Annotated in this window: 17 protein-coding genes; 4 read left to right on the top strand and 13 right to left on the bottom strand. The window is 71.7% G+C overall.

Annotated elements, in window-relative coordinates:
* Positions 1–30: 30 nt before the first annotated feature.
* Complete coding sequence (locus KOI47_RS00490) at positions 31–1,281, bottom strand: MFS transporter (protein ID WP_216212544.1); 1,251 nt, start codon at positions 1,279–1,281, stop codon at positions 31–33.
* On the bottom strand, positions 1,274–2,596 hold the full coding sequence (locus KOI47_RS00485; RefSeq protein ID WP_216212541.1) for a GH1 family beta-glucosidase: 1,323 nt from the start codon (positions 2,594–2,596) through the stop codon (positions 1,274–1,276). The genes KOI47_RS00490 and KOI47_RS00485 overlap by 8 nt, the downstream gene beginning before the upstream one ends.
* Positions 2,597–2,705: 109 nt before the next feature.
* Between KOI47_RS00485 and KOI47_RS00480 the strand changes: the two genes are divergently transcribed.
* Positions 2,706–3,359 carry a TetR/AcrR family transcriptional regulator gene (locus tag KOI47_RS00480; protein WP_232376456.1) on the top strand — a complete coding sequence of 218 codons (654 nt, stop codon included), beginning with the start codon at positions 2,706–2,708 and terminating at the stop codon, positions 3,357–3,359.
* Positions 3,360–3,524: 165 nt separating this feature from the next.
* Here KOI47_RS00480 and KOI47_RS00475 read toward each other — a convergent pair whose 3' ends face one another.
* The gene (locus KOI47_RS00475) at positions 3,525–4,757 is read right to left on the bottom strand and encodes an amino acid deaminase/aldolase (RefSeq protein ID WP_216212540.1); all 1,233 of its coding nucleotides are present in this window, start codon (positions 4,755–4,757) and stop codon (positions 3,525–3,527) included.
* A 41-nt stretch (positions 4,758–4,798) separates the two neighbouring features.
* Here KOI47_RS00475 and KOI47_RS00470 point away from each other — a divergent pair, with 41 nt between their 5' ends.
* The gene (locus KOI47_RS00470; protein WP_216212538.1) at positions 4,799–6,112 is read left to right on the top strand and encodes a D-arabinono-1,4-lactone oxidase; all 1,314 of its coding nucleotides are present in this window, start codon (positions 4,799–4,801) and stop codon (positions 6,110–6,112) included.
* Here the strand turns inward: KOI47_RS00470 and KOI47_RS00465 are convergent.
* Both KOI47_RS00465 and KOI47_RS00460 read right to left on the bottom strand, forming a co-directional pair.
* A complete protein-coding gene (locus KOI47_RS00465) occupies positions 6,099–6,749 on the bottom strand; it encodes an NAD(P)H-binding protein (RefSeq protein WP_216212535.1) in 651 nt (216 codons plus the stop codon). The genes KOI47_RS00470 and KOI47_RS00465 overlap by 14 nt on opposite strands.
* Positions 6,750–6,775: 26 nt before the next feature.
* Positions 6,776–7,420, bottom strand: coding sequence for a hypothetical protein (locus tag KOI47_RS00460; protein ID WP_216212530.1), 645 nt, complete (start codon positions 7,418–7,420; stop codon positions 6,776–6,778).
* A gap of 383 nt (positions 7,421–7,803) precedes the next feature.
* Between KOI47_RS00460 and KOI47_RS00455 the strand changes: the two genes are divergently transcribed.
* On the top strand, positions 7,804–8,877 hold the full coding sequence (locus KOI47_RS00455) for an HpcH/HpaI aldolase/citrate lyase family protein (RefSeq protein WP_216212527.1): 1,074 nt from the start codon (positions 7,804–7,806) through the stop codon (positions 8,875–8,877).
* Positions 8,878–9,046: 169 nt separating this feature from the next.
* Positions 9,047–9,907 carry an HpcH/HpaI aldolase/citrate lyase family protein gene (locus tag KOI47_RS00450; protein WP_269756731.1) on the top strand — a complete coding sequence of 287 codons (861 nt, stop codon included), beginning with the start codon at positions 9,047–9,049 and terminating at the stop codon, positions 9,905–9,907.
* Positions 9,908–10,011: 104 nt separating this feature from the next.
* Here the strand turns inward: KOI47_RS00450 and KOI47_RS00445 are convergent, their stop codons facing one another.
* Genes KOI47_RS00445 through KOI47_RS00410 form a run of 8 tightly spaced genes read right to left on the bottom strand, consistent with a single transcriptional unit; the run spans position 10,012 to position 18,475 of the window.
* The gene (locus KOI47_RS00445; RefSeq protein WP_216212524.1) at positions 10,012–11,394 is read right to left on the bottom strand and encodes an amidase; all 1,383 of its coding nucleotides are present in this window, start codon (positions 11,392–11,394) and stop codon (positions 10,012–10,014) included.
* A gap of 26 nt (positions 11,395–11,420) precedes the next feature.
* Positions 11,421–12,194 carry an SDR family NAD(P)-dependent oxidoreductase gene (locus KOI47_RS00440; protein ID WP_216212521.1) on the bottom strand — a complete coding sequence of 258 codons (774 nt, stop codon included), beginning with the start codon at positions 12,192–12,194 and terminating at the stop codon, positions 11,421–11,423.
* Entirely contained in the window at positions 12,191–13,633 is a 1,443-nt protein-coding gene (locus KOI47_RS00435) for an aldehyde dehydrogenase family protein (RefSeq protein WP_216216986.1), read from the bottom strand. Before KOI47_RS00435 ends, KOI47_RS00440 begins: the two co-directional genes overlap by 4 nt.
* Before the next feature lie 2 nt (positions 13,634–13,635).
* The gene (locus tag KOI47_RS00430) at positions 13,636–14,412 is read right to left on the bottom strand and encodes an ABC transporter ATP-binding protein (protein WP_216212518.1); all 777 of its coding nucleotides are present in this window, start codon (positions 14,410–14,412) and stop codon (positions 13,636–13,638) included.
* Positions 14,409–15,182 (bottom strand): ABC transporter ATP-binding protein, encoded by a 774-nt coding sequence (locus KOI47_RS00425; RefSeq protein ID WP_216212515.1) that lies wholly within the window; start codon positions 15,180–15,182, stop codon positions 14,409–14,411. Before KOI47_RS00425 ends, KOI47_RS00430 begins: the two co-directional genes overlap by 4 nt.
* Positions 15,179–15,988, bottom strand: a complete 810-nt coding sequence (locus KOI47_RS00420; RefSeq protein WP_216212513.1) for an ABC transporter permease — start codon at positions 15,986–15,988, stop codon at positions 15,179–15,181. Before KOI47_RS00420 ends, KOI47_RS00425 begins: the two co-directional genes overlap by 4 nt.
* Entirely contained in the window at positions 15,988–16,932 is a 945-nt protein-coding gene (locus KOI47_RS00415; protein WP_216212510.1) for an ABC transporter permease, read from the bottom strand. Before KOI47_RS00415 ends, KOI47_RS00420 begins: the two co-directional genes overlap by 1 nt.
* A 58-nt stretch (positions 16,933–16,990) precedes the next feature.
* On the bottom strand, positions 16,991–18,475 hold the full coding sequence (locus KOI47_RS00410; protein WP_216212506.1) for an ABC transporter substrate-binding protein: 1,485 nt from the start codon (positions 18,473–18,475) through the stop codon (positions 16,991–16,993).
* Between the last annotated feature and the right edge of the window lie 52 nt (positions 18,476–18,527).

Genomic DNA, 18,527 nt, shown 5'->3' with positions numbered 1-18,527 from the left:
TACGCAAGGCACGGCCAACCCGCTGTTTTCCTAGGAAACAGAGCGGACCCGGCTGATGAAGACCCCGGCGGCGAGGGTGACGATCGCCGCGACCGCGTACAGGCCCCGGTAGCCGCCGAGGTAGGCCAGCACGACGGTGGCCACCAGCGGGGTGATGACCTGCGGCAGCGAGTTCGCGATGTTCACGATTCCCAGGTCCTTCGCCCTGGCGGAGGCGGTGGGCAGCACCTGGGTCAGCAGCGCCAGCCCGACCGCGGCGTACACGCCGAACCCGAAGCCGAGGGTCACCGCCGCGATCATCGTCGCGGTCCAGGTCTGCCAGCACACCAGCAGCCCGACGGCGGCACTCATCAGCAGCACCGAGGCGTATATATACGGCTTGCGCCGCCCGGTGCGGTCGGACAGCTTGCCGGTGAGCACCGCGCCGAAGACCACGGCGACCGCGTAGATCACCATCGCGGTACGCAGCCCGGCCTCGGGATCGGGCAGCCGCACCACATCGGTGAGGAAGAACAGCAGGTACATCACGCCGAGCGCGTTGCCGACCTGGGTGCAGAAATGCCCGAGCCAGGCGTAGCCGAAGTCGGGATGGCGGCGCGGCGAGACCCAGATGCGGCGCAGGGAGCGGGTGAACGGCTCGGCGGGCCGGGCGGGCAGCACGGCGTCCGGGGTGCGGGTTGCGAAGGCGAGCGCGCACAGCACCACGAACCCGCCGCACACCAGGTATCCGGCCCCGACCCCGGCCACCATGGTGGTGACCACGATGGTGCCGAGCAGGGTGCCGCCGATCTGGGTGATTCCGACGAACCCGGAGACCCTGGCGCGCTGCCGTACCGGAACCCGGTCCGGCAGGGCGGCGGTGAGCGCGGCGAGGGTGGCGTTCAGCCCGGCCTGCACCACGCACCAGCCGAAGGTCATCAGCACGATGTCGGTGGCGCCTGCCAGCAGGACGAAGCCGACCATGGCGGTCAGCGCCCCGCCCACGGTCCACGGGTGCCGCCGGCCGAAGCGGGAGGCCGTGCGGTCCGAAGCCATCCCGGCGAGCGGGTTGACCAGGGCCGAGACCAGCGCACCGACCCCGGTGACCACCCCGAACACCGTCTCCTTGTGCGCGGCGTCGAGCAGCGCGGCCTGTTGTGGCAACAACACCTGGATCGGCGTGATCAGGGCGAACCAGAGCCCGATGTTGGCGAGGAACAGCAGTGCGATCCACCCGGCCCGGACCGGGGTCACCGGTTCGGCGAGCGCGCCCGCGGTGCCGTCCCCCGCGTCGCTACGCATCGCGGATCAGCTTCCGGTACCAGTCGAAGGAGTCCTTGGGGGTACGGCGCTGGGTCGCGTAGTCGACGTGCACCAGGCCGAACCGGGGCGCGTATCCCTTTGACCACTCGAAGTTGTCCAGCAGGGACCAGACGAAGTAACCCCGCACGTCCACTCCCTCGGCCAGTGCGGCCCGCAGCGCGCGGAGATGCTGATCGAGAAATTCGATGCGCTGCGCATCGTGCACGCCACCGTCCGCGGCGACCTCGTCGGCGAAGCTGCAGCCGTTCTCGGTGACGTACACCGGCGGCAGCGCCTCCGCGTAACGCCGGCGCAGGCCGACCAGCAGCTCACGCAGGCCGTCCGGCACGATCGGGGAATCGTTGGTGGTCCGCGGGTACCCGGTCACCGGCCGCAGCTCGAACGGCAGCGGATTGCCCGGTGTAGGGGCCGCGGCGGCCTGCGGCTCGTAGTAGTTGACGCCGTAGAAATCCAGCGGTTCGGCGATGATCGGCAGGTCCGCGGCGTACCGCTCGGGCAGATGTTCGAGCAGTTCGCCGGGGTAGCGGCCGAGCAGCACGGGGTCGGCGAACAGCCGGTTGATCAGGGCGTCCAGCCAGTCCGCCGCCGCCTGGTCGGCCGCGGCCGCGCTCGCGGGCCAGACCGGGCTGTGGTTGTTGGCGGTGCCGATGCTGGTGGCCCCGGCGGCTCGCAGGGCGCGCACCGCGAGCCCGTGCGCGAGTAGCTGGTTGTGCGCGGTGGGCACGGCATCCAGCAGCAGCGCCTTGCCGGGTGCGTACTCGCCGATGGCGTAGCCGTAGACGGTCATCACCATCGGCTCGTTCAGCGGGATCCACATCCGCACCCGGTCGCCGAAGCGTTCGCCCAGGATGGCCGCGTACTCGGCGAACCGTGCGGCGGTGTCCCTGGCCAGCCAGCCGCCCGCGTCCTCGATGGCCTGCGGCGTGTCCCAGTGATACAGCGTGCCGACCGGGGAGATCCCGGTCGCGCAGACCGCGTCCAGCAGCCGATCGTAGAAGTCGAGCCCGTCGGGGTTCGGCCTGCCGGTTCCGTCCGGCTGGATCCGGGGCCAGGCGAAGGACATCCGGTAGGCGTCCACCCCCAGTTCGGTCATCAGCGCGATGTCCTCGGGGTAGCGGTGGTAGTGGTCCGCGGCCACCTCCGCGTGCTCCCCGCCTGCGACCTTGCCCGCGGTCGCGGTGAAGGTGTCCCAAATGGACCGGCCCCGTCCGCCCTCCCGGGTGGCCCCCTCGATCTGGAAGGCCGAGGTGGAAACTCCCCACAGGAAATCCGCCGGATATCGCGACTTTTCCACGAACACCTCCGAGCAATATGAAAAGTTCTCGTATTCTACGTACTCCCTCGACCGTGGGTAGGTCTACCGGCACGCTAAAGTCGCTGATCAGCAGCAGAGGGAGCAAGCCGTGTCCGACCGCCAGGCCGCGAAGGCAACCAGCGCGACCCAGCCCGAGGCAAATCCGTTGCGTCGTCAACCCGTGCAGCAACGTAGCGCGCAACGGGTGGAGCGCATGCTCGACGCCAGCGCCGAGTTGATCGAGGAACTGGGGTACGAGGCGCTCACCACCACCTTGATCGCCAAACGGGCGGGCGTGGCCGTCGGCTCGCTCTACCAGTTCTTCCCGGACAAACGGGCGGTGGTGCAGGCGCTCACCCAGCGGAACCTGGAGCGGTTCATGGCCGCGGTGAGTGAGCGGCTGGACGGGGTCGACCACCAGCACTGGTGGGACATTGTGGACTCGCTGCTGGACATCTACCTGCAGATGCACCGCGAGGTGCCCGGGTTCTCCAAGGTGCACTTCGGGGATGTGGTGGACCAGCGGTTGCTGGACGACCGGCGGGACAACAACCGGGTGATCGCCGACTCGCTGACCGGGCTGCTCGGCACCCGGCTGGACCTGACACCGGAGTCGATCGCGCTGCCGATCGCGATCGCCGTGGAGACCGCCGACGGCCTGCTCAACCTCGCCTTCCGCCGCCAAGCCGAGGGCGACCCCGAGGTGGTGGCCGAGACCAAGTACCTGCTCAAGGGCTACCTGGCCAGCAGGCTCGGCGACTGACCTTCTCGGTTGTCCACAGTCGCGCTACCCTGTGGATAACTCGCGCTTTCCCGGCCACCCCGAGCCCCGCCCCCGGTACGCTGGAGCGGGGTTCGCCCCCCGGGAAGGGTGGGGGCCTGCCTGCTATCGGTTGAGCTTGGGGGCGGCGGATGCGAACCGGCCGGATCAGCCGAAGTTCTTGCCCTCGCCGCGGTAGGTGGGCACGGTGCGTTCCACCTGGTCACCGGTGACGAGGTGGTACTCGTCGAACCGCTCGGCCAGCTCGCCCGCCTTCGCGTGGCGCAGCCACACCCGGTCACCCACCCGCAGGTCACGCGCGCCCTTGCCGGTCACCGGGGTCTGCACCTCCCCGGCGCCCTCGGTGCCGAGCAGCCGCAGCCCTTCCGGAAGGTACGGCGCGGGCAGCCGCGAGCCGCTCGCCGGGCCGGAGGCGATGTATCCGCCGGAGAACAGGGTGGCCGTCCCGCTGCCCGGCACCCGGACCACCGGCAGCGCGAACAGCGCGGCGGGGCGCGGGCGGAACCGGCTGTAGCCGTCGAACAGTGCCGGGCCCAGCAACCCCGAGCCCGCGGCGATCTCGGTCACCGCGGCATCGGCGCGGGTGCTCTCCACGCTGCCGGTTCCACCGCCGTTGACGAACTCCAGATCGGCCACCGCGCGGACCGCGCGCACTGCCGCCGCGCGGCGCCGCGCCAGCTCGGCCGCCGACCGCCGCTGCATCCAGCGCACCGCCGCCCGCCGCACCGCACCGGCAGGCGTGTCCGGCAACCCGGCGATCTGGCCCTCGTATGCCATCACTCCCACCAGCCGGAACCCGGGACGCTCCCCGATCGTCCTGGCCAGTGCCGCCGCCTGCCGCGGGCGGAACACCGGCGAGCGCCGGGTTCCCACATGCAGCCCCGGCAGCGGCCGCCAGGAGGCGTCCAGCTCGAGACAGACCCGGATCTCGGGGTGCTCCCTGCCGATGGCGGCATCCACCAGGTCCAGCTGCTCCGGCGAGTCGACCATGATCGTGACGGTGTTCCTGGCCCGCTCATCGGCAGCCAGCGCGCGCAACGCCGCGTGGTCGGCCGTCGGGTACGCGACCACGATGTCCTCGCTCAGCCCCTCCCCGCACAGCCACAGCGCCTCGGCCAGCGAGTAGCACATCAGGCCGGTGAAGCCCGGCTTCGCGAGCGCCCGCTCCAGCAGGTGGCGGCAGCGCACCGACTTGCTGACCAGCCGGATCGGATGACCGGCCGCGCGCCGCACCAGGTCCTCGGCGTTCGCGTCGAACGCGTTCAGGTCCACGATCGCCAGTGGCGGATCGAGATCCTTCGTGGCCAGGTCGTAGGCCCGCGGGGACACAGCTCGCACATTCGTACCGTACGACAAACACCCTTGAAACGCGAATACCATTCACTTATTGTTTCGATCCTCACGGGAGGAGCGGTGCGCTGATGGCAGCTTGGACCAACTGGGCCGGGACCGCGTCCGCTACGCCGCAGCGGGTGCACAAACCACGCAGCGTCGCGGAGATCGCCAGGGCGGTCACCGACTCGGCCGTGGAGGGGCGCCGGGTCCGAGCATGGGGCAGCGGGCACTCCTTCTCCCCGGTGGCGGTCGCCGACTGCGACGCGCTGGACCTGACGCAGTGGGCGGGCATCGCCTCGGCCGATCTGGAGACCGGGCTGGTCACCGTGCGCTCGGGTACCACCTTGCGCAGGCTGAACGCCGAGCTCGACGCCCTCGGCCTGGCGATGACCAACCTCGGTGACATCGACGCGCAGACCATCGCCGGCGCGGTCTCCACCGGAACCCACGGCACCGGCGCCCGGTTCGGCGGGCTGGCCACCCAGATCGCCGCGCTGGAACTCGTCCTCGCCGACGGCACCGTGGTCAGCTGCTCGGCCGACCGCAGGCCCGAGCTGTTCGCCGCGGCCAGGGTGGGTCTCGGCGCGCTCGGCGTGATCAGCAGCGTGACCCTGCGCTGCGAGCCCACCTTCGTGCTCGCCGCCACCGAACGGCCCGAGCCGCTGGACGAGGTGCTCGAGGGATTCGACACCTCGGCCGAGGCCGAGGACCACTTCGAGTTCTACTGGTTCCCCTACGGCAGCAGGGCGCTGGTGAAGCGGAACAACCGCAGGCCGCCGGAGGCCGAGCGGGAACCGCTTTCCGGGCCACGCCGGTTCGTCGACTACACGCTGACCGAGAACCTCGCCTTCGGCGCGCTCTGCAGACTCGGCCGGACGGTGCCGAAACTGGTCCGGCCGCTGGGCAGGCTGTCCTCCTCCCTGCTGTCCACCCGGGAGTACTCCGACCTCTCGCACCGGGTGTTCGTCACCAAGCGTTCGGTGCGGTTCGTCGAGTCGGAGTTCGCGATCCCGCGTGCCGCCGTGCATGAGGTGCTTGCCGAGCTGCGCACGCTGGTGCCGAAGCTGGAGAGCCCGGTGGCCTTCCCGGTCGAGGTGCGGGTCGCCGCCGCGGACGACATCTGGCTGTCCACCGCCTACGACCGGGACACCGTGTACATCGCCGCGCACCAGTTCCTCGGCATGCCCTACCGCGAGTACTTCGCCGCCTTCGCCTCGATCGTGGGCGCGGTGGGCGGCAGGCCGCACTGGGGGAAGATGCACGACCTGGACGCGGCCACGTTGCGCGAACGCTACCCGCGGTTCGACGACTTCCTGCGTATACGCGCCGAAGTCGATCCGCAGGGCGTGTTCGGCAACCCCTACATCGACCGGGTACTCGGCCCGGTCACAGCCGGCTGAGGGCCTCGCTGACCGGGGTGTTCCCTCCGGTCAGCTCCAGCGTGCGGCGCAGGGCGATCGGTTCGGCCAGCAGCCCGGCCAGTACCTCGGCCACGTCCTGTCTGGACACCTCACCGGGTGGCACCTCCTCGGCCAGGTGGACCTGGCCGGTGCCGGGTTCGTCGGTCAACCTGCCGGGACGCAGGATCGTCCAGTCCAGGTCCCTGGTCCGCAGGTCATCCTCGGCGGCGGCCTTGGCCCGCAGGTAGACAGCGAACACCTCCTCCGTGGCCGGGTTGTCCGCCCGGCCCAGCCCCATCGCACTGACCTGCAGGAACCGGCGTACACCCGCGCGCTCGGCGGCATCGGCGAACAGGGCGGAGGCGGCCCGGTCCACGGTCTCCTTACGCGCCACGCCGCTGCCCGGGCCGGCTCCGGCCGCGAACACCGCGGCGTCCGCACCGGCCAGCACCTCGGCGACCTCGTCCACGGTGGCCGTCTCGAGATCCAGTACCGCCGGTTCGGCGCTGAGCTCCCGCAGGTCGGCGGCATGGTCCGGATTGCGGACGATGCCCACCGCGTGGTCGCCGCCCGCGGCCAGCAGCTTCTCCAAGTGCTGCGCGATCTTGCCGTGTCCACCCGCGATCACTACTCGCATGGCGCCAGCCTAGGCGCGGGGACCGGTCAGCCGCAGTTCGCGGGCACCTCGCCGACGGCGAGCAGCTGCTCGTAGGCCACCTCGTTCACCCAGCGGGACACCGCGTCGGCCGGGGCGAGCATACGCTCGGACCGGCCTGCGAGGTCGAGGTCGACCACGGCGTCCTCGTCCGCGGTCACCACCGCCAGCCCGTAGGTGCGGGCCCTCGGCAGGCAGTTGTCCACATAGTCCTGGCTGAACACGGCCGAGTAGGGCAGCACCATCGCGGCCTCGCCGTAACGGGCGAACGGGACCGTCGCCGCCATCCCGGTGCGCCAGTGCCGCGCCACCGCGAGCACACCGACGATCTCGGCGGCCGGGGCGGGCGCGGTGGCCGCGAACTCCGGCCAGGTCCAGGTGGCGACGGTGGCTCGGTCCAGGATCGGGCCCGCGCCCATCGCGATCCGCTCGGCGTGCACCTCGGTGCGCAGCCGGGCGACCAGCACGACCCGGCGCCCGAGCAGGGTCGACTGCGGCAACGCCACCCCGTCCCAGTTCAGCTGGGCAGCGGCCTCGGCAGCGAGATCGTCGGCGGGGGCGGGCAGCTCGACCGCAGACGCCGCACGGCGGTGCAGAGATCGGGTGTCGCTCGCTCCGCCGGTCACCGTGGTCTGACCTGGTGTCACCGCCATGAGGTCCGCCTCCTTCTGCTTCGCGCTGCGCCTGACCTGCCTCGTGCAAAAAGGCACATGAATTGATTACCAGTGCGCGAAGATCGGGTCGCCGGGCAACCGCGGCGACTGCGATCGACGGCGCTGAACGGTCGGTGACCGGTCGACGGGCGGTCGTCCGACTTCACCTCGACCGTGCCGCCGTACGGGTGAGGGCTGGCCGAGCGGCGTATCGACGCCGTGCAACGGCAACACAAGGTATTCACTCACCCGCGCGAGCACCAATCTTGCGCTTGACAGCGCGGCGTACCCAGGACGCCCCCGGCGTGAGCCACACCGCAGCGAGGCCCGGATCGCCGGGATAGGGTCACCCTTGGGTACTGGCCAGTAACGTTGGAGGCTCGATGCGCTCGCCGAAGGACTTCTTCGCGCCCCTCGCCGTAGGGGCGCCCGATCCGCCGCGGCAGATCCCCGTGCTGCCCTCCCGGATGATCCACTTCGTCGATCCTGGCAACGAGAAGATGGCGGCCAAGGTCCCCGATATCGCGCCGCAGGTCGACGTGCTGCTCGGAAATCTGGAGGACGCGGTCCGGGCGGACCGGAAGGAGGCGGCGCGCACCGGCCTGGTGCGGATCGCGAAATCGGCCGACCTCGGCCGGACCCAGCTGTGGACCAGAGTGAACAGCCTCGACTCGCCCTGGGTGCTGGACGACCTGATCACGCTGGTCACCGAGATCGGCGACAAGCTCGACGTGATCATGGTGCCCAAGGTGGAGGGCGCGCAGGACATCCACTACGTGGACCGGTTGCTCGCCCAGCTGGAGGCGCGGGCCGGGCTGACAAGGCCGCTGCTGGTGCACGCGATCCTGGAGACGGCGAGCGGCGTGGCCAATGTGGAGGAGATCGCCGGGGCGAGTCCGCGGATGCAGGGCATCTCACTGGGCCCGGCCGATCTCGCCGCCAGCCGCCGGATGAAGACCACCAGGGTCGGCGGGGGCCATCCCGGCTACCTGGTGCGCACCGACCCGGTCGGTGCGGAACTGACCGAGGGCCGCACCACCTACCAGCAGGACCTGTGGCACTACACCGTCGCGCGGATGGTGGATGCCTGCGCGATGCACGGGATCCTGCCGTACTACGGGCCGTTCGGGGACATCCGGGACACGGTGGCCTGCGAGGACCAGTTCCGCAACGCCTTCCTGCTCGGCTGCGTTGGCGCGTGGAGCCTGCACCCGGCGCAGATCGAGATCGCGAAGAAGGTGTTCTCCCCGGCGCCGGAGGACGTGGCCTGGGCCCGCAAGGTGATCGCCGCGATGGGCGATGGCACCGGCGCGGTGATGATCGACGGCAAGATGCAGGACGACGCCTCGGTAAAGCAGTGCCGGGTGGTCGCCGAGCTGGCCGACGCGCTGGCCGCGCGGGACCCGGAGCTGGCCGAGGCCTACGCCGCGGCGACCGAGGAGGCACTGGCCGAATGAGTGACCGAGCGTCCGAGATGAGTACCTTCCCGGAAGTAACCGGCCGAACGCGCGCGGCGTCAGCCCACGAGCGGCGAGGCCGGGCGACCCGTTCGCGGAGGTGGCGAGCGTGAGCAAGACCGAGTCCCGCCGAGACGATCGTGTCGCGCGTTTCCAGACAAGCACCGAGCTGACCCCGCGCCGGTCGGTGCTGTACATGCCGGGCGCGAACGAACGTGCGCTGGAGAAGGCAAAGACTCTGCCCGCCGACGCGCTGATCCTCGACCTCGAGGACGCGGTGGCCCCGGATGCCAAGGAGTCCGCGCGGGAACGGGTGTGCGCCGCCGTGGCCTCCGGCGAGTACGGGCCACGCGAGCTGACCATCCGGGTGAACGGCCTGGAAACCGAATGGCATGACGCCGACCTGCGCACCGCGGCCAAGGCGGGTCCGGCGGCCGTCGTGGTGCCCAAGGTGAACTCGGCCCGCGAGGTGCACAACATCGAGCGCGCCCTGGAACTCGGCGGCGCGCCCGAGCACACCAGGATCTGGGCCATGCTGGAGACCCCGGTGGCCATGCTGCACGCCGAGGAGATCGCCGCGGCGAGCGACCGGCTGACCGTGCTGGTGCTGGGCACCAACGACCTTGCGAAGGAACTGCATGCGGAGTTCGTCCCCGGCCGCGCGCCGCTGCTCGGCGGACTCTCGCTGTGCCTGCTCGCCGCACGGGCCACCGGCAAGGTGATCCTGGACGGGGTCTACAACGACGTGCGGGATCTCGAGGGTTTCGAGGCGGAATGCGTGCAGGGCAGGCAGTTCGGCTTCGACGGCAAGACGCTCATCCATCCGGGCCAGCTCGAACCGTGCAACCGCGTGTTCGCGCCGTCCGAGGAGGAGGTGGAGCGGTCCCGCCGGATCATCGCCGCCTTCGACGAGGCGCAGGCCGCCGGGCAGGGCGTGGTGACCGTGGACGGCCGGATGATCGAGAACCTGCACGTGGACAACGCCCGCCGGATCCTCGCCCTCGCCGAGGCCATCGCGGACCGCTCCTGACCAACCGTCCCCCGAAATGCCCTGAACGTGGCGATAGGGACGTCAGATGTCCCAAAAGTGCCGTTCGCGACATCTGACGTCCGGAAAGCCACGTTCAGAACCGGTCAGAGCGGCCAGGGGTGCTGGGCGGGGCGTAGCCGTTCGTAGGCGGCGGCCACCCTGAGCAGGCCGGGATCGTCGAACCGGCGGCCGGTGAGCTGTAGCCCGATCGGCTGCCCGCCCGTGGTGTAGCCGCAGTTCACCGTCACCGAGGGCTGGCCGGACATGTTGTACGGCACGGTGAAGGCGATGTGCTCGAAGGGCGCGTCCGGGTCGTTGGTCGGCGAGGCCCAGTCCGCTGGTGGCGGCTGCACCGGGCACACAGGGGAAAGCACCACGTCGAACGGGGCGCAGGCGCGCAGGGCGGCCACGCTGATCGCGTCGATCTGGGCGAACCCGCGGTACACCTGCACCCCGGAGGCACCCTCCGCCCCGCGCACCCAGTCGGCGATATAGGGCAGGATCCGCTCCCACCGCTGCGGCGGCAGCTCGGCGGTGTCGGCGAGGAACCGGGTGCGCCAGAACAGGTCCAGCCCGTCCAGCATCTCCCTGGTGAGGAAGGGCTCGACCGGTTCGACCACGGCGCCCGCCCGTTCAAAGGCGATGGCGGCCGCGCGGACCGCGGCCGCCACCTCCGGTGCCACGGCGAGCCCGGTCCCGGCGTCCAGGTGCAGGCCCACCCGCAGCCCGGCGACCTCGGCAGGGTCGGCGGCGAAATCCAGCTCGGCAGGCGGCAGGCTCAGGTGGTCCCTGGAATCGGGCCGGGACAGCACCCGCATCAGCAGCCCGGCGTCGGCGGCGGTCCTGGTCATCGGGCCGGCTACCCGGCCGGGGTAGGGCGGGTCCACCGGCACCCTGCCGAAGCTGGGCTTCAGCCCGACCAGCCCGCACCAGCCGGCAGGCAGCCGGATCGAGCCGCCGATATCGGTACCGACGTGCAGTGGCGCGTACCGGGCCGCCGCCGCGGCCGCCGCGCCCGCACTGGATCCGCCGGGGGTGCGGGTGGTGTCCCAGGGGTTGCGGGCGAGCGGGTGGAAACTGGAAAGGCCCGAGGTGAGCATCCCGTAGTCGGGCATGGTGGTCTTGCCGAGCAGCACGGCGCCGGACTCGCGCAGCCGCGCCGCGGCAGGGCCGTCGGCGGAAGCCGGCACCAGCTCGCTCGCGGCCGTGCCGAGCGGGATCGGGGTGCCCGCGGTGGCGATGTTCTCCTTGAGCGTGCACGGCACCCCGTCCACCGGGCCGAGCGGGCTGCCTGCCAGCCAGCGCCGCGCCGAGGCCCGTGCCGCAGCCAGCGCCCCCTCCGGATCGAAGGCGTACAACGCGCACAGGGTCGGCTCCAGCTCCTCGATCCTGGCGATGGCCGCCTCGATGACCTGCACCGGGGAGACCGTCCCACCGCGATAGCCCTCGACCAGTTCGGTCGCGTTCAGCTCGATCAGGTCGCTCACCGGCACTCCTTCCGCACGAGAAAGACCTACCCTGCTGGCGGGTCGTAGCGTCCGTCCACCGCCGTCCAGCCGCCATCCACCGGGAGCACGGCGCCGGTGACGAAGCTGGCCGCGTCCGAGGCCAGGTAGACCACCGCGCCTGCCAGCTCGGCAGGCCGCGCCCACCGGCCCAGCGCGCTCTTGTTCGCGTAGGCCCGGTACCAGTCCGGATCGGCCTTGATCTGCTCGGTCAGCGGGGTCTCGACGACACCGGGCGCGATGGCGTTCACCCGCACCCCGGCCGGACCGAACTCGGCTGCCGCCGTGCGCAGCAGTTGCACCAGCCCCGCCTTGGTGGCCGCGTACACCCCCTGCCCCGGCTCCACGGTGCTAGCCCGGATGGAGGAGAAGGCGATGATGCTGCCGCCGCCCCTGGCCACCAGGCGCGCCCCGAACGCCCGTACCACCTCGAAGGAAGCCCCGAGGTTCAGCGCGACCACCCGGTCGAACTCCTCCCGCCGGTAGTCCAGCAAACGCTTGCGCACGTTCATCGCCGCGGTGAGCACCACGATGTCCAGGTCCCTGAGCTCGGCGGCGGCCCGCTCGACCGCGGCGGGATCCAGCAGGTCCAGCCGGTAGGCCTCGGCGTGTTCCCCGGCCAGGTCGGCCGTCTCGGTGGCCCCCGCCAGGTCCCGGTCCGCGCAGACCACGGCCGCCCCATGCGCGGCCAGTGCGCGCGCCGACTCCCTGCCGATCCCGCTGCCCGCGCCCAGCACCACGGCGCGCCTGCCGTCCAGCCGGAACAAGCCGGTGTAGCTCACGGCCGGATCACCGCCATCCGGGTCACGGTCAGCTCCGCTACGGCGAACCGCGGCCCCTCCCTGCCGATGCCGGAGTCCTTCACCCCGCCGTAGGGCATGGTGTCCGAGCGGAACCCCGGCACCTCGTTCACCACCACCCCGCCGACCTCCAGTGCTTCCACCGCCCGCAGCGCGGTGCGCAGCGAGCCGGTGAACACGCTGGCGTGCAGGCCGTACCGGGAAGCGTTCACCTGCGCCAGCGCGGTGTCCACATCGGGCACCGTGCGCAGGCAGACCACCGGGCCGAACACCTCCTCGTCCCAGCAGTCGGCGCCGTCCGGGACCTCGGTGAGCACGGTCGGCCGCAGCACCCCGCCCACGAGGTCGCCACCCGCGAGCACCCGCGCCCCGGCGGCCACCGCCGCCTCGATCCAGCCCAGCACCCGTTCGGTGGAGGGCCGGTCGATCAGCGCGGACACCCTGGTGGTGTCCGCACGCGGGTCCCCGAGGACCAGCTCGTCCAGCCGGGCCAGCAGCCGCGCGGCGAACTCGGCGGCGATCTCCGCGGTAAGCAGCACCCGCTGCACCGAGATGCAGGCCTGCCCGGAGGCGTAGAACCCGCCGCGCAGCACGGCGTCCACCGCGGCGTCCAACTCGGCATCCGGGGCGACCACCAGCGCGGCGTTCGAGCCGAGCTCGAGCAGGGTCTTGCGCGGCGCGGCGGCCCTGGCGATGCGGTGCCCGACGGCGGCCGATCCGGTGAAGGACACCGCGGCAACCCCGGGGTCGCCGACCAGCGCCGCGCCCACCTCGGCGTCCCCGGTGACCAGCTGCGCAAGCGCTTGCGGGGCACCGGCCAGCGCCGCGGCCTCGCGCACGAGGTGCACCAGCCAGAGGGTGGTCAGCGGGGTGGCCGGGGCCGGTTTGCCGATCACCGGGCAGCCGGCGGCGAGCGCCGGTGCGATCTTGTGCGAGGCGAGCAGCAGCGGGTAGTTGAATCCGGCGATCCCGGCCACCACCCCGATCGGCCTGCGGGTCCAGAACCCGAGCAGGCCCTCACCGGAGGGCAGCAGGTCCAGCGGAACGGTCTCGCCGTGCAGCCGGGCCACCTCCTCGGCGGCGGCCTGCCAGGTGACCAGGGTGCGGGCGACCTCGACCCGGCAGTCCACCAGCGGCTTGCCGGTCTCCAGTACCAGCAGCCGCTCGAGCTCCGCCCGCCGCGACTCCAGCGCCTGGCCCACCGCGGTGAGTACCGCCCGGCGCCGGTGCGAGGGCAGCGCCGCCACCTCGGCCCGCACCTCGGTCGCCGCGCGTACGGCCAGCCGGACGTGCTCGGTGCCGCCCACCGGCGCGGCGGCGACCACGGCACCGTCGTAGGGGAAGGTCACCGGGGCGGTTTCCGGCACCGGTACCCAGCGGTCGCCGACCGGAAGGCCGTCCGGGTAGGGCGGGTCGAACATGGTCACCGTTCCTCCAACCGGGCCAGCGCACGGCGCAGGCTGGGCGCGGCCGCAAGCAGTTCGCGGGTGTAGGGATGGGCGGGCGCGCCGTAGACCTGCTCGACCGGGCCGAGCTCGACCAGCTCACCGGCCCGCAGCACGGCGACGGTGTCGCACACCTGGCGCACCACGGCCAGGTCGTGCGAGACGAAGATCAGGGTGAGCCGGTAGCGCTCGACCAGTTCGGCCAGCAGCTCCAGGATCTGCGCCCGCACCAGCACGTCCAGTGCGCTGACCGGCTCGTCCGCGATCAGCACCGACGGCCGCGGGGCGAGCGCGCGGGCGATCGAGATCCGCTGCCGCTGCCCGCCGGAGAACTGGTGCGGGTACCGCGCACCCGCGTCGGCAGGCAGGTCCACGGCGGCCAGCAGCTCGCGTACCCGTTCCCGGTGCCCGCGGTGCCTGCCGAGCGGTTCGCTGATGATGTCGCGCACCCGCATCCGCGGGTCCAGCGAACCCATCGGATCCTGGAACACCAGCTGCAGCTCCGAGCGCAGGAAGCCGAGCTTGCGCTCCGGCAGGTTGTCGATCCGCCTGCCACCGAAGGAGACCGTGCCCGCGCTCGGCCGGTCCAGCCCGGCCAGCAGCCGGACCAGGGTGGACTTACCGGAGCCGGACTCGCCGACGATGCCGAACCGGCCGCCCCGCTCGATGTCAAGGCTCACCCCGCGCAGCGCGGTGACCCCGGCGCGGGCGAACCGGCGCCGGTACTCGCGCCGCAGGTCGCGTACCTCGATCATCCGACCTCCATGCTGGACGCCGCGAGCAGCCGCCGGGTGTACTCGTGCTCCGGGGCGCGCAGCACCTGCCCGGTGCTGCCCTGTTCGACCACCCGGCCCCGGTACAGCACCAGCACCCGCTCGCAGACCTCGGCCACCACGGCCAGGTCGTGGGTGATGAACAGCAGGGAGCGGTCCCGGTCCCTGCTCGCGGCCACGATCAGTTCCAGGATGCTGGCCTGCACGGTGACGTCCAGCGCGGTGGTCGGCTCGTCGCAGATCAGCAGCGCGGGGTCGTTGGCCAGCGCGATGGCCAGCACCACCCGTTGCCGCTGCCCGCCGGAGAGCTGGTGCGGGTAGGCCCGCGCGATGCGTTCCGGATCGGGCAGCCGCACCCGGTCCAGCAGGTCCACCGCGGCCGACCGGGCGGCCCGCCTGCCCGGCTGGGTGGCGTGCAGCAGCATGGCCTCGGCGACCTGGCGGCCCACCCGCATCGCCGGGTTGAGCGCCGACATCGGTTCTTGGAACACCATGGCCATCGACCGGCCGCGCAGCCCGGACAGGGTGCGCTCCCCCGCGCCGAGCAGTTCCCTGCCTGCCAGCCGCACACTGCCGGTCGCGGTGAGGCCCGGCGGGAGCAGGCCCATGATCGCGGCCGCGAGCAGCGACTTGCCGGAACCGGACTCCCCGATCAGCCCGACCCGCTCGCCGGGCTCGACCGTGAAGGACACCTCCTCGACCAGTGCCGCACTCGGCGAGTGGATGCCGAGCTCCGCCGCCCGCAGGGTCATCGGCGTGCCTCCAGCTTCGGGTCGAAGCGGTCCCGCAGGCCGTCGCCGAGCAGGTTGAACCCGAGCACGGCCAGCGCGATGGCCGCCCCAGGCACCAGCGCGAGCCGGGCGTCCACGGCAAGCAGCTCCTGCGACTCCTGCAACATCCGGCCCCAGGACGGGGTGGGTGGCCGGGTACCGAAGCCGAGGAAGGAAAGGGCCGCCTCGGCGAGCACGGCGATCGCGAAGGACACCGAGGACTGCACCAGCAGCAGCCCGGAGATGTTCGGGAAGACGTGCCGCACCGCGATCCACCACCGGGGCCTGCCCGCGGCCCTGGCCGCGAGCACGTACTCGGTGCTCATCACCCGCAGGGTGCCGGAGCGGGCGATCCGGGCGAAGGAGGGCACGGTGGCGATGCCGATCGCGATCATGGCGGTCAGCGTGGACGCCCCGTAGATCGCGCCGAGCATGATCGCCAGCAGCAGCGCGGGAAAGGCCAGTACCAGGTCGTTCACCCGCATGACCAGCTCACCGAGCCAGGAGCCGGACATCCCGGCCAGGATCCCGAGCGGGGTGCCGAGCAGCGCGGCCACGCCGACGGCCACCACCCCGACGTACAGCGTGGTGCGGGCGCCGACCATCAGCTGGCTGGCGAGGTCCCGGCCGAACTTGTCGGTGCCCAGCGGGTACTCCCCGGTCGGCCCGAGCAGCCGCACGGTGGCGTCCACATGCTCGGGGTCGTGCGGGGTCCACAGGAAGGACACCAGCGCGGCGAGGACCACCAGGCCGATCAGGCAGGCGCCGAGCGGGAGGGTGCGTGGCATCAGGACCTCCGCAGGCGTGGGTCGAGCACGGTGTACAGCAGGTCCACGGCGAAGTTGACCAGCAGCACACCCACCACGAGGACGAGCACGATGCCCTGCACGGCCAGCAGGTCGCGGGCGGAGACCGCGTCCAGCAGCATGCTGCCCAGCCCCGGCAGTACGAACACCCGCTCCACCACCACGGCGCCGACCAGCAGGGTGGCCAGTTGCAGGCCGAGCACGGTGACCACCGGCACGGCGGCGTTGCGCAGCCCGTGCCGGACCAGGGCCTGCCCCGGCCGCAGCCCCTTGGCCCTTGCGGTGCGCAGGTAGTCCTCGCCGAGCACGTCCAGCACCGCGGAGCGCACGTAGCGGGTGAGCACGGCACCCTGCACCAGGCCGAGCGAGATCGCGGGCAGCACCAGGCCGCGCAGCCACTCCACCGGATCCCGCACCGGCGGGGTCCATCCGCCCGACGGCAGCCAGCCCAGCCGCACCGCGAAGACCTGCACCAGGATGATCCCGGCGAGGAAGGCAGGCACCGCGACGCCGAGCTGCGCCAGCCCGGTCACCACCGTCCCGCTGGGCCTGCGGTGCCGCACCGCGGCGAGGATGCCCAGCGGCAGTGCGAGCAGGAGCGCCACCAGCATCCCGGCCCCGACCAGCCAGAGAGTTACGCCGAGCCGGTCGGCCAGCTGCGGGCCGATCGGTTGCCCGGTGACGTAGGAACGCCCGAAGTCGCCGCCTGCCAGCCCGCCCATCCAGTCCAGGTACTGGGTGAGCAGCGGGCGGTCGAGGCCGAACTCCTGCCTGGTCCGCTGGACCAGCTCGGGGGTGGCGTTCACCCCGAGCGCGACCTGTGCCGGGTCGCCTGGCAGCACCGCCATGCACAGGAAGATCACGATCGAGGCGGCCAGCACGCTGGCCAGGAAGATCGTGCCACGGCGCAGCACCGCGCCGATCATGGTGCCCTCCCTCCCGTCTCCCACCACCGCCCAAACGGGGGCGCTCCGCGCCGCTGTGTCATGTCAGGCCGGTCAGGTCGAAGGACTCGCTGACCTGATTGCGCACCAGCCCGGTGACCTTCTTCTTGGCGGCCACCACGTTCGGGAACAGGAACAACCAGCAGGCGGCGGCGTCCGCGGTGATGGTGCGGGCCACCTCCCGCATGGTCGCGATCCGCTGCTCCGGAGTGCCGCTGTCGGCCTCGGTCAACAGCTCCCGCACCCGTGGGTTGTCGTAGCCCCAGTAGTAGTCCGGGTCGCCGAAGGTGGTGATGTCCCGCGCCTCGACGTGCTGGATGATCGAGAGGTCGTAGTCGTGGTCGGTGAACACGCTTTGCAGCCAGACGGCGGGGAAGTCCAGCGGCTCGATGGTGACCTGGACGCCCACCTCGGCCAGCTGCGAGGTGATCACCTGGGCGGAGGACATCGCGTACGGCAGGTTCGGGATCCGCAGCCGCAGGCTCAGGTCGGTGGCCCCGGCCGCGGCGAGCAGGGCGCGCGCCCGGTCCGGATCGTGCGGGTAGTACCCGGAGAGGTCCTCGTACCAGGGGTCGGTCGGCGGCACCATGCTGCCGATCAGCGTGCCGCGCCCGGCCATCGCGGTGGCCAGCAGCGCCTCCCGGTCGATGGCCATGGTCAGCGCGCGGCGCACCCGGAGGTCGTCCAGCGGCGGGCGGGCGTTGTTGAAGGCCAGCACCACCTCGCCGTTGGTGGTGCCCTGGCTGACCTGGAACCGCTCATCGGCCTCGAACTGCGGGACCGAGTCCGGTGCCGCGATCGCCGAGATGACGTCGATCCCGTTGCTCAGCAGCGCGTTGTTCAGCGCGGTGGGGTCCGCGTAGTACTTCAGGTGCACGGCGTCGTACGCAGGATCCTCGCCCCAGTAGTCCGGGTTCTCGCGCAGCACGATCTCCTCGCCCCGGCGCCGGTCGGCGACCAGGTACGGCCCGGTGCCCACCGGCTTGCTGGCCAGGTCGGACACCCCGGTACGGCTGAACATCGCGCCGACCCGGCCTGCCATGCTGAACAGCCAGGAGTTGCTCGGCCGGTTCAGTACCACCCTGGCGTGTGCCGGCCCGACGACCTCGACGTGGTCCACCACGTCCATCGCGGACTTCAGCGAGACCGTCCACTCGGTGCGCACCCGCTCGATGGAGAACTTCACGTCCTCGGCGGTGAACGGCGCACCATTGCTGAAGCTGACGCCCTCGTGCAGCCGGAAGTCGTAGCGGAGCCGGTCCGGGCTGATCGTCCAGGACTTCGCCAGCAGCGGCACGATCCGGCCCGAGCCGTCCAGTTTCACCAGGCCCTCGTAGACGTTGTAGAGCAGGGCCTGCGGGATCGCGGAGCCGTCGGTGGTGGTGAAGTCGAAGTTCTTCGGCTCGGCGCTGAACCCGACCGCCAAGGTGGACTCCCCGCCGCCGACCGTGGCGGTGGAACCCGCCGAGCAGGCCGGCACGAGCAGCAGTAACGCGGCGATCGCGACGCGGAACCGTACTCGCATTGGCAACCCCAGTATGCTGGTCGGACCAGTAGCCTAGGTTTGCACTCGGCAT

Source organism: Amycolatopsis aidingensis (assembly GCF_018885265.1).
Lineage (GTDB): Bacteria > Actinomycetota > Actinomycetes > Mycobacteriales > Pseudonocardiaceae > Amycolatopsis > Amycolatopsis aidingensis.
The sequence above is the reverse complement of the archived record's forward strand: the minus strand, read 5'-3'. Positions and strand labels throughout refer to the sequence as shown.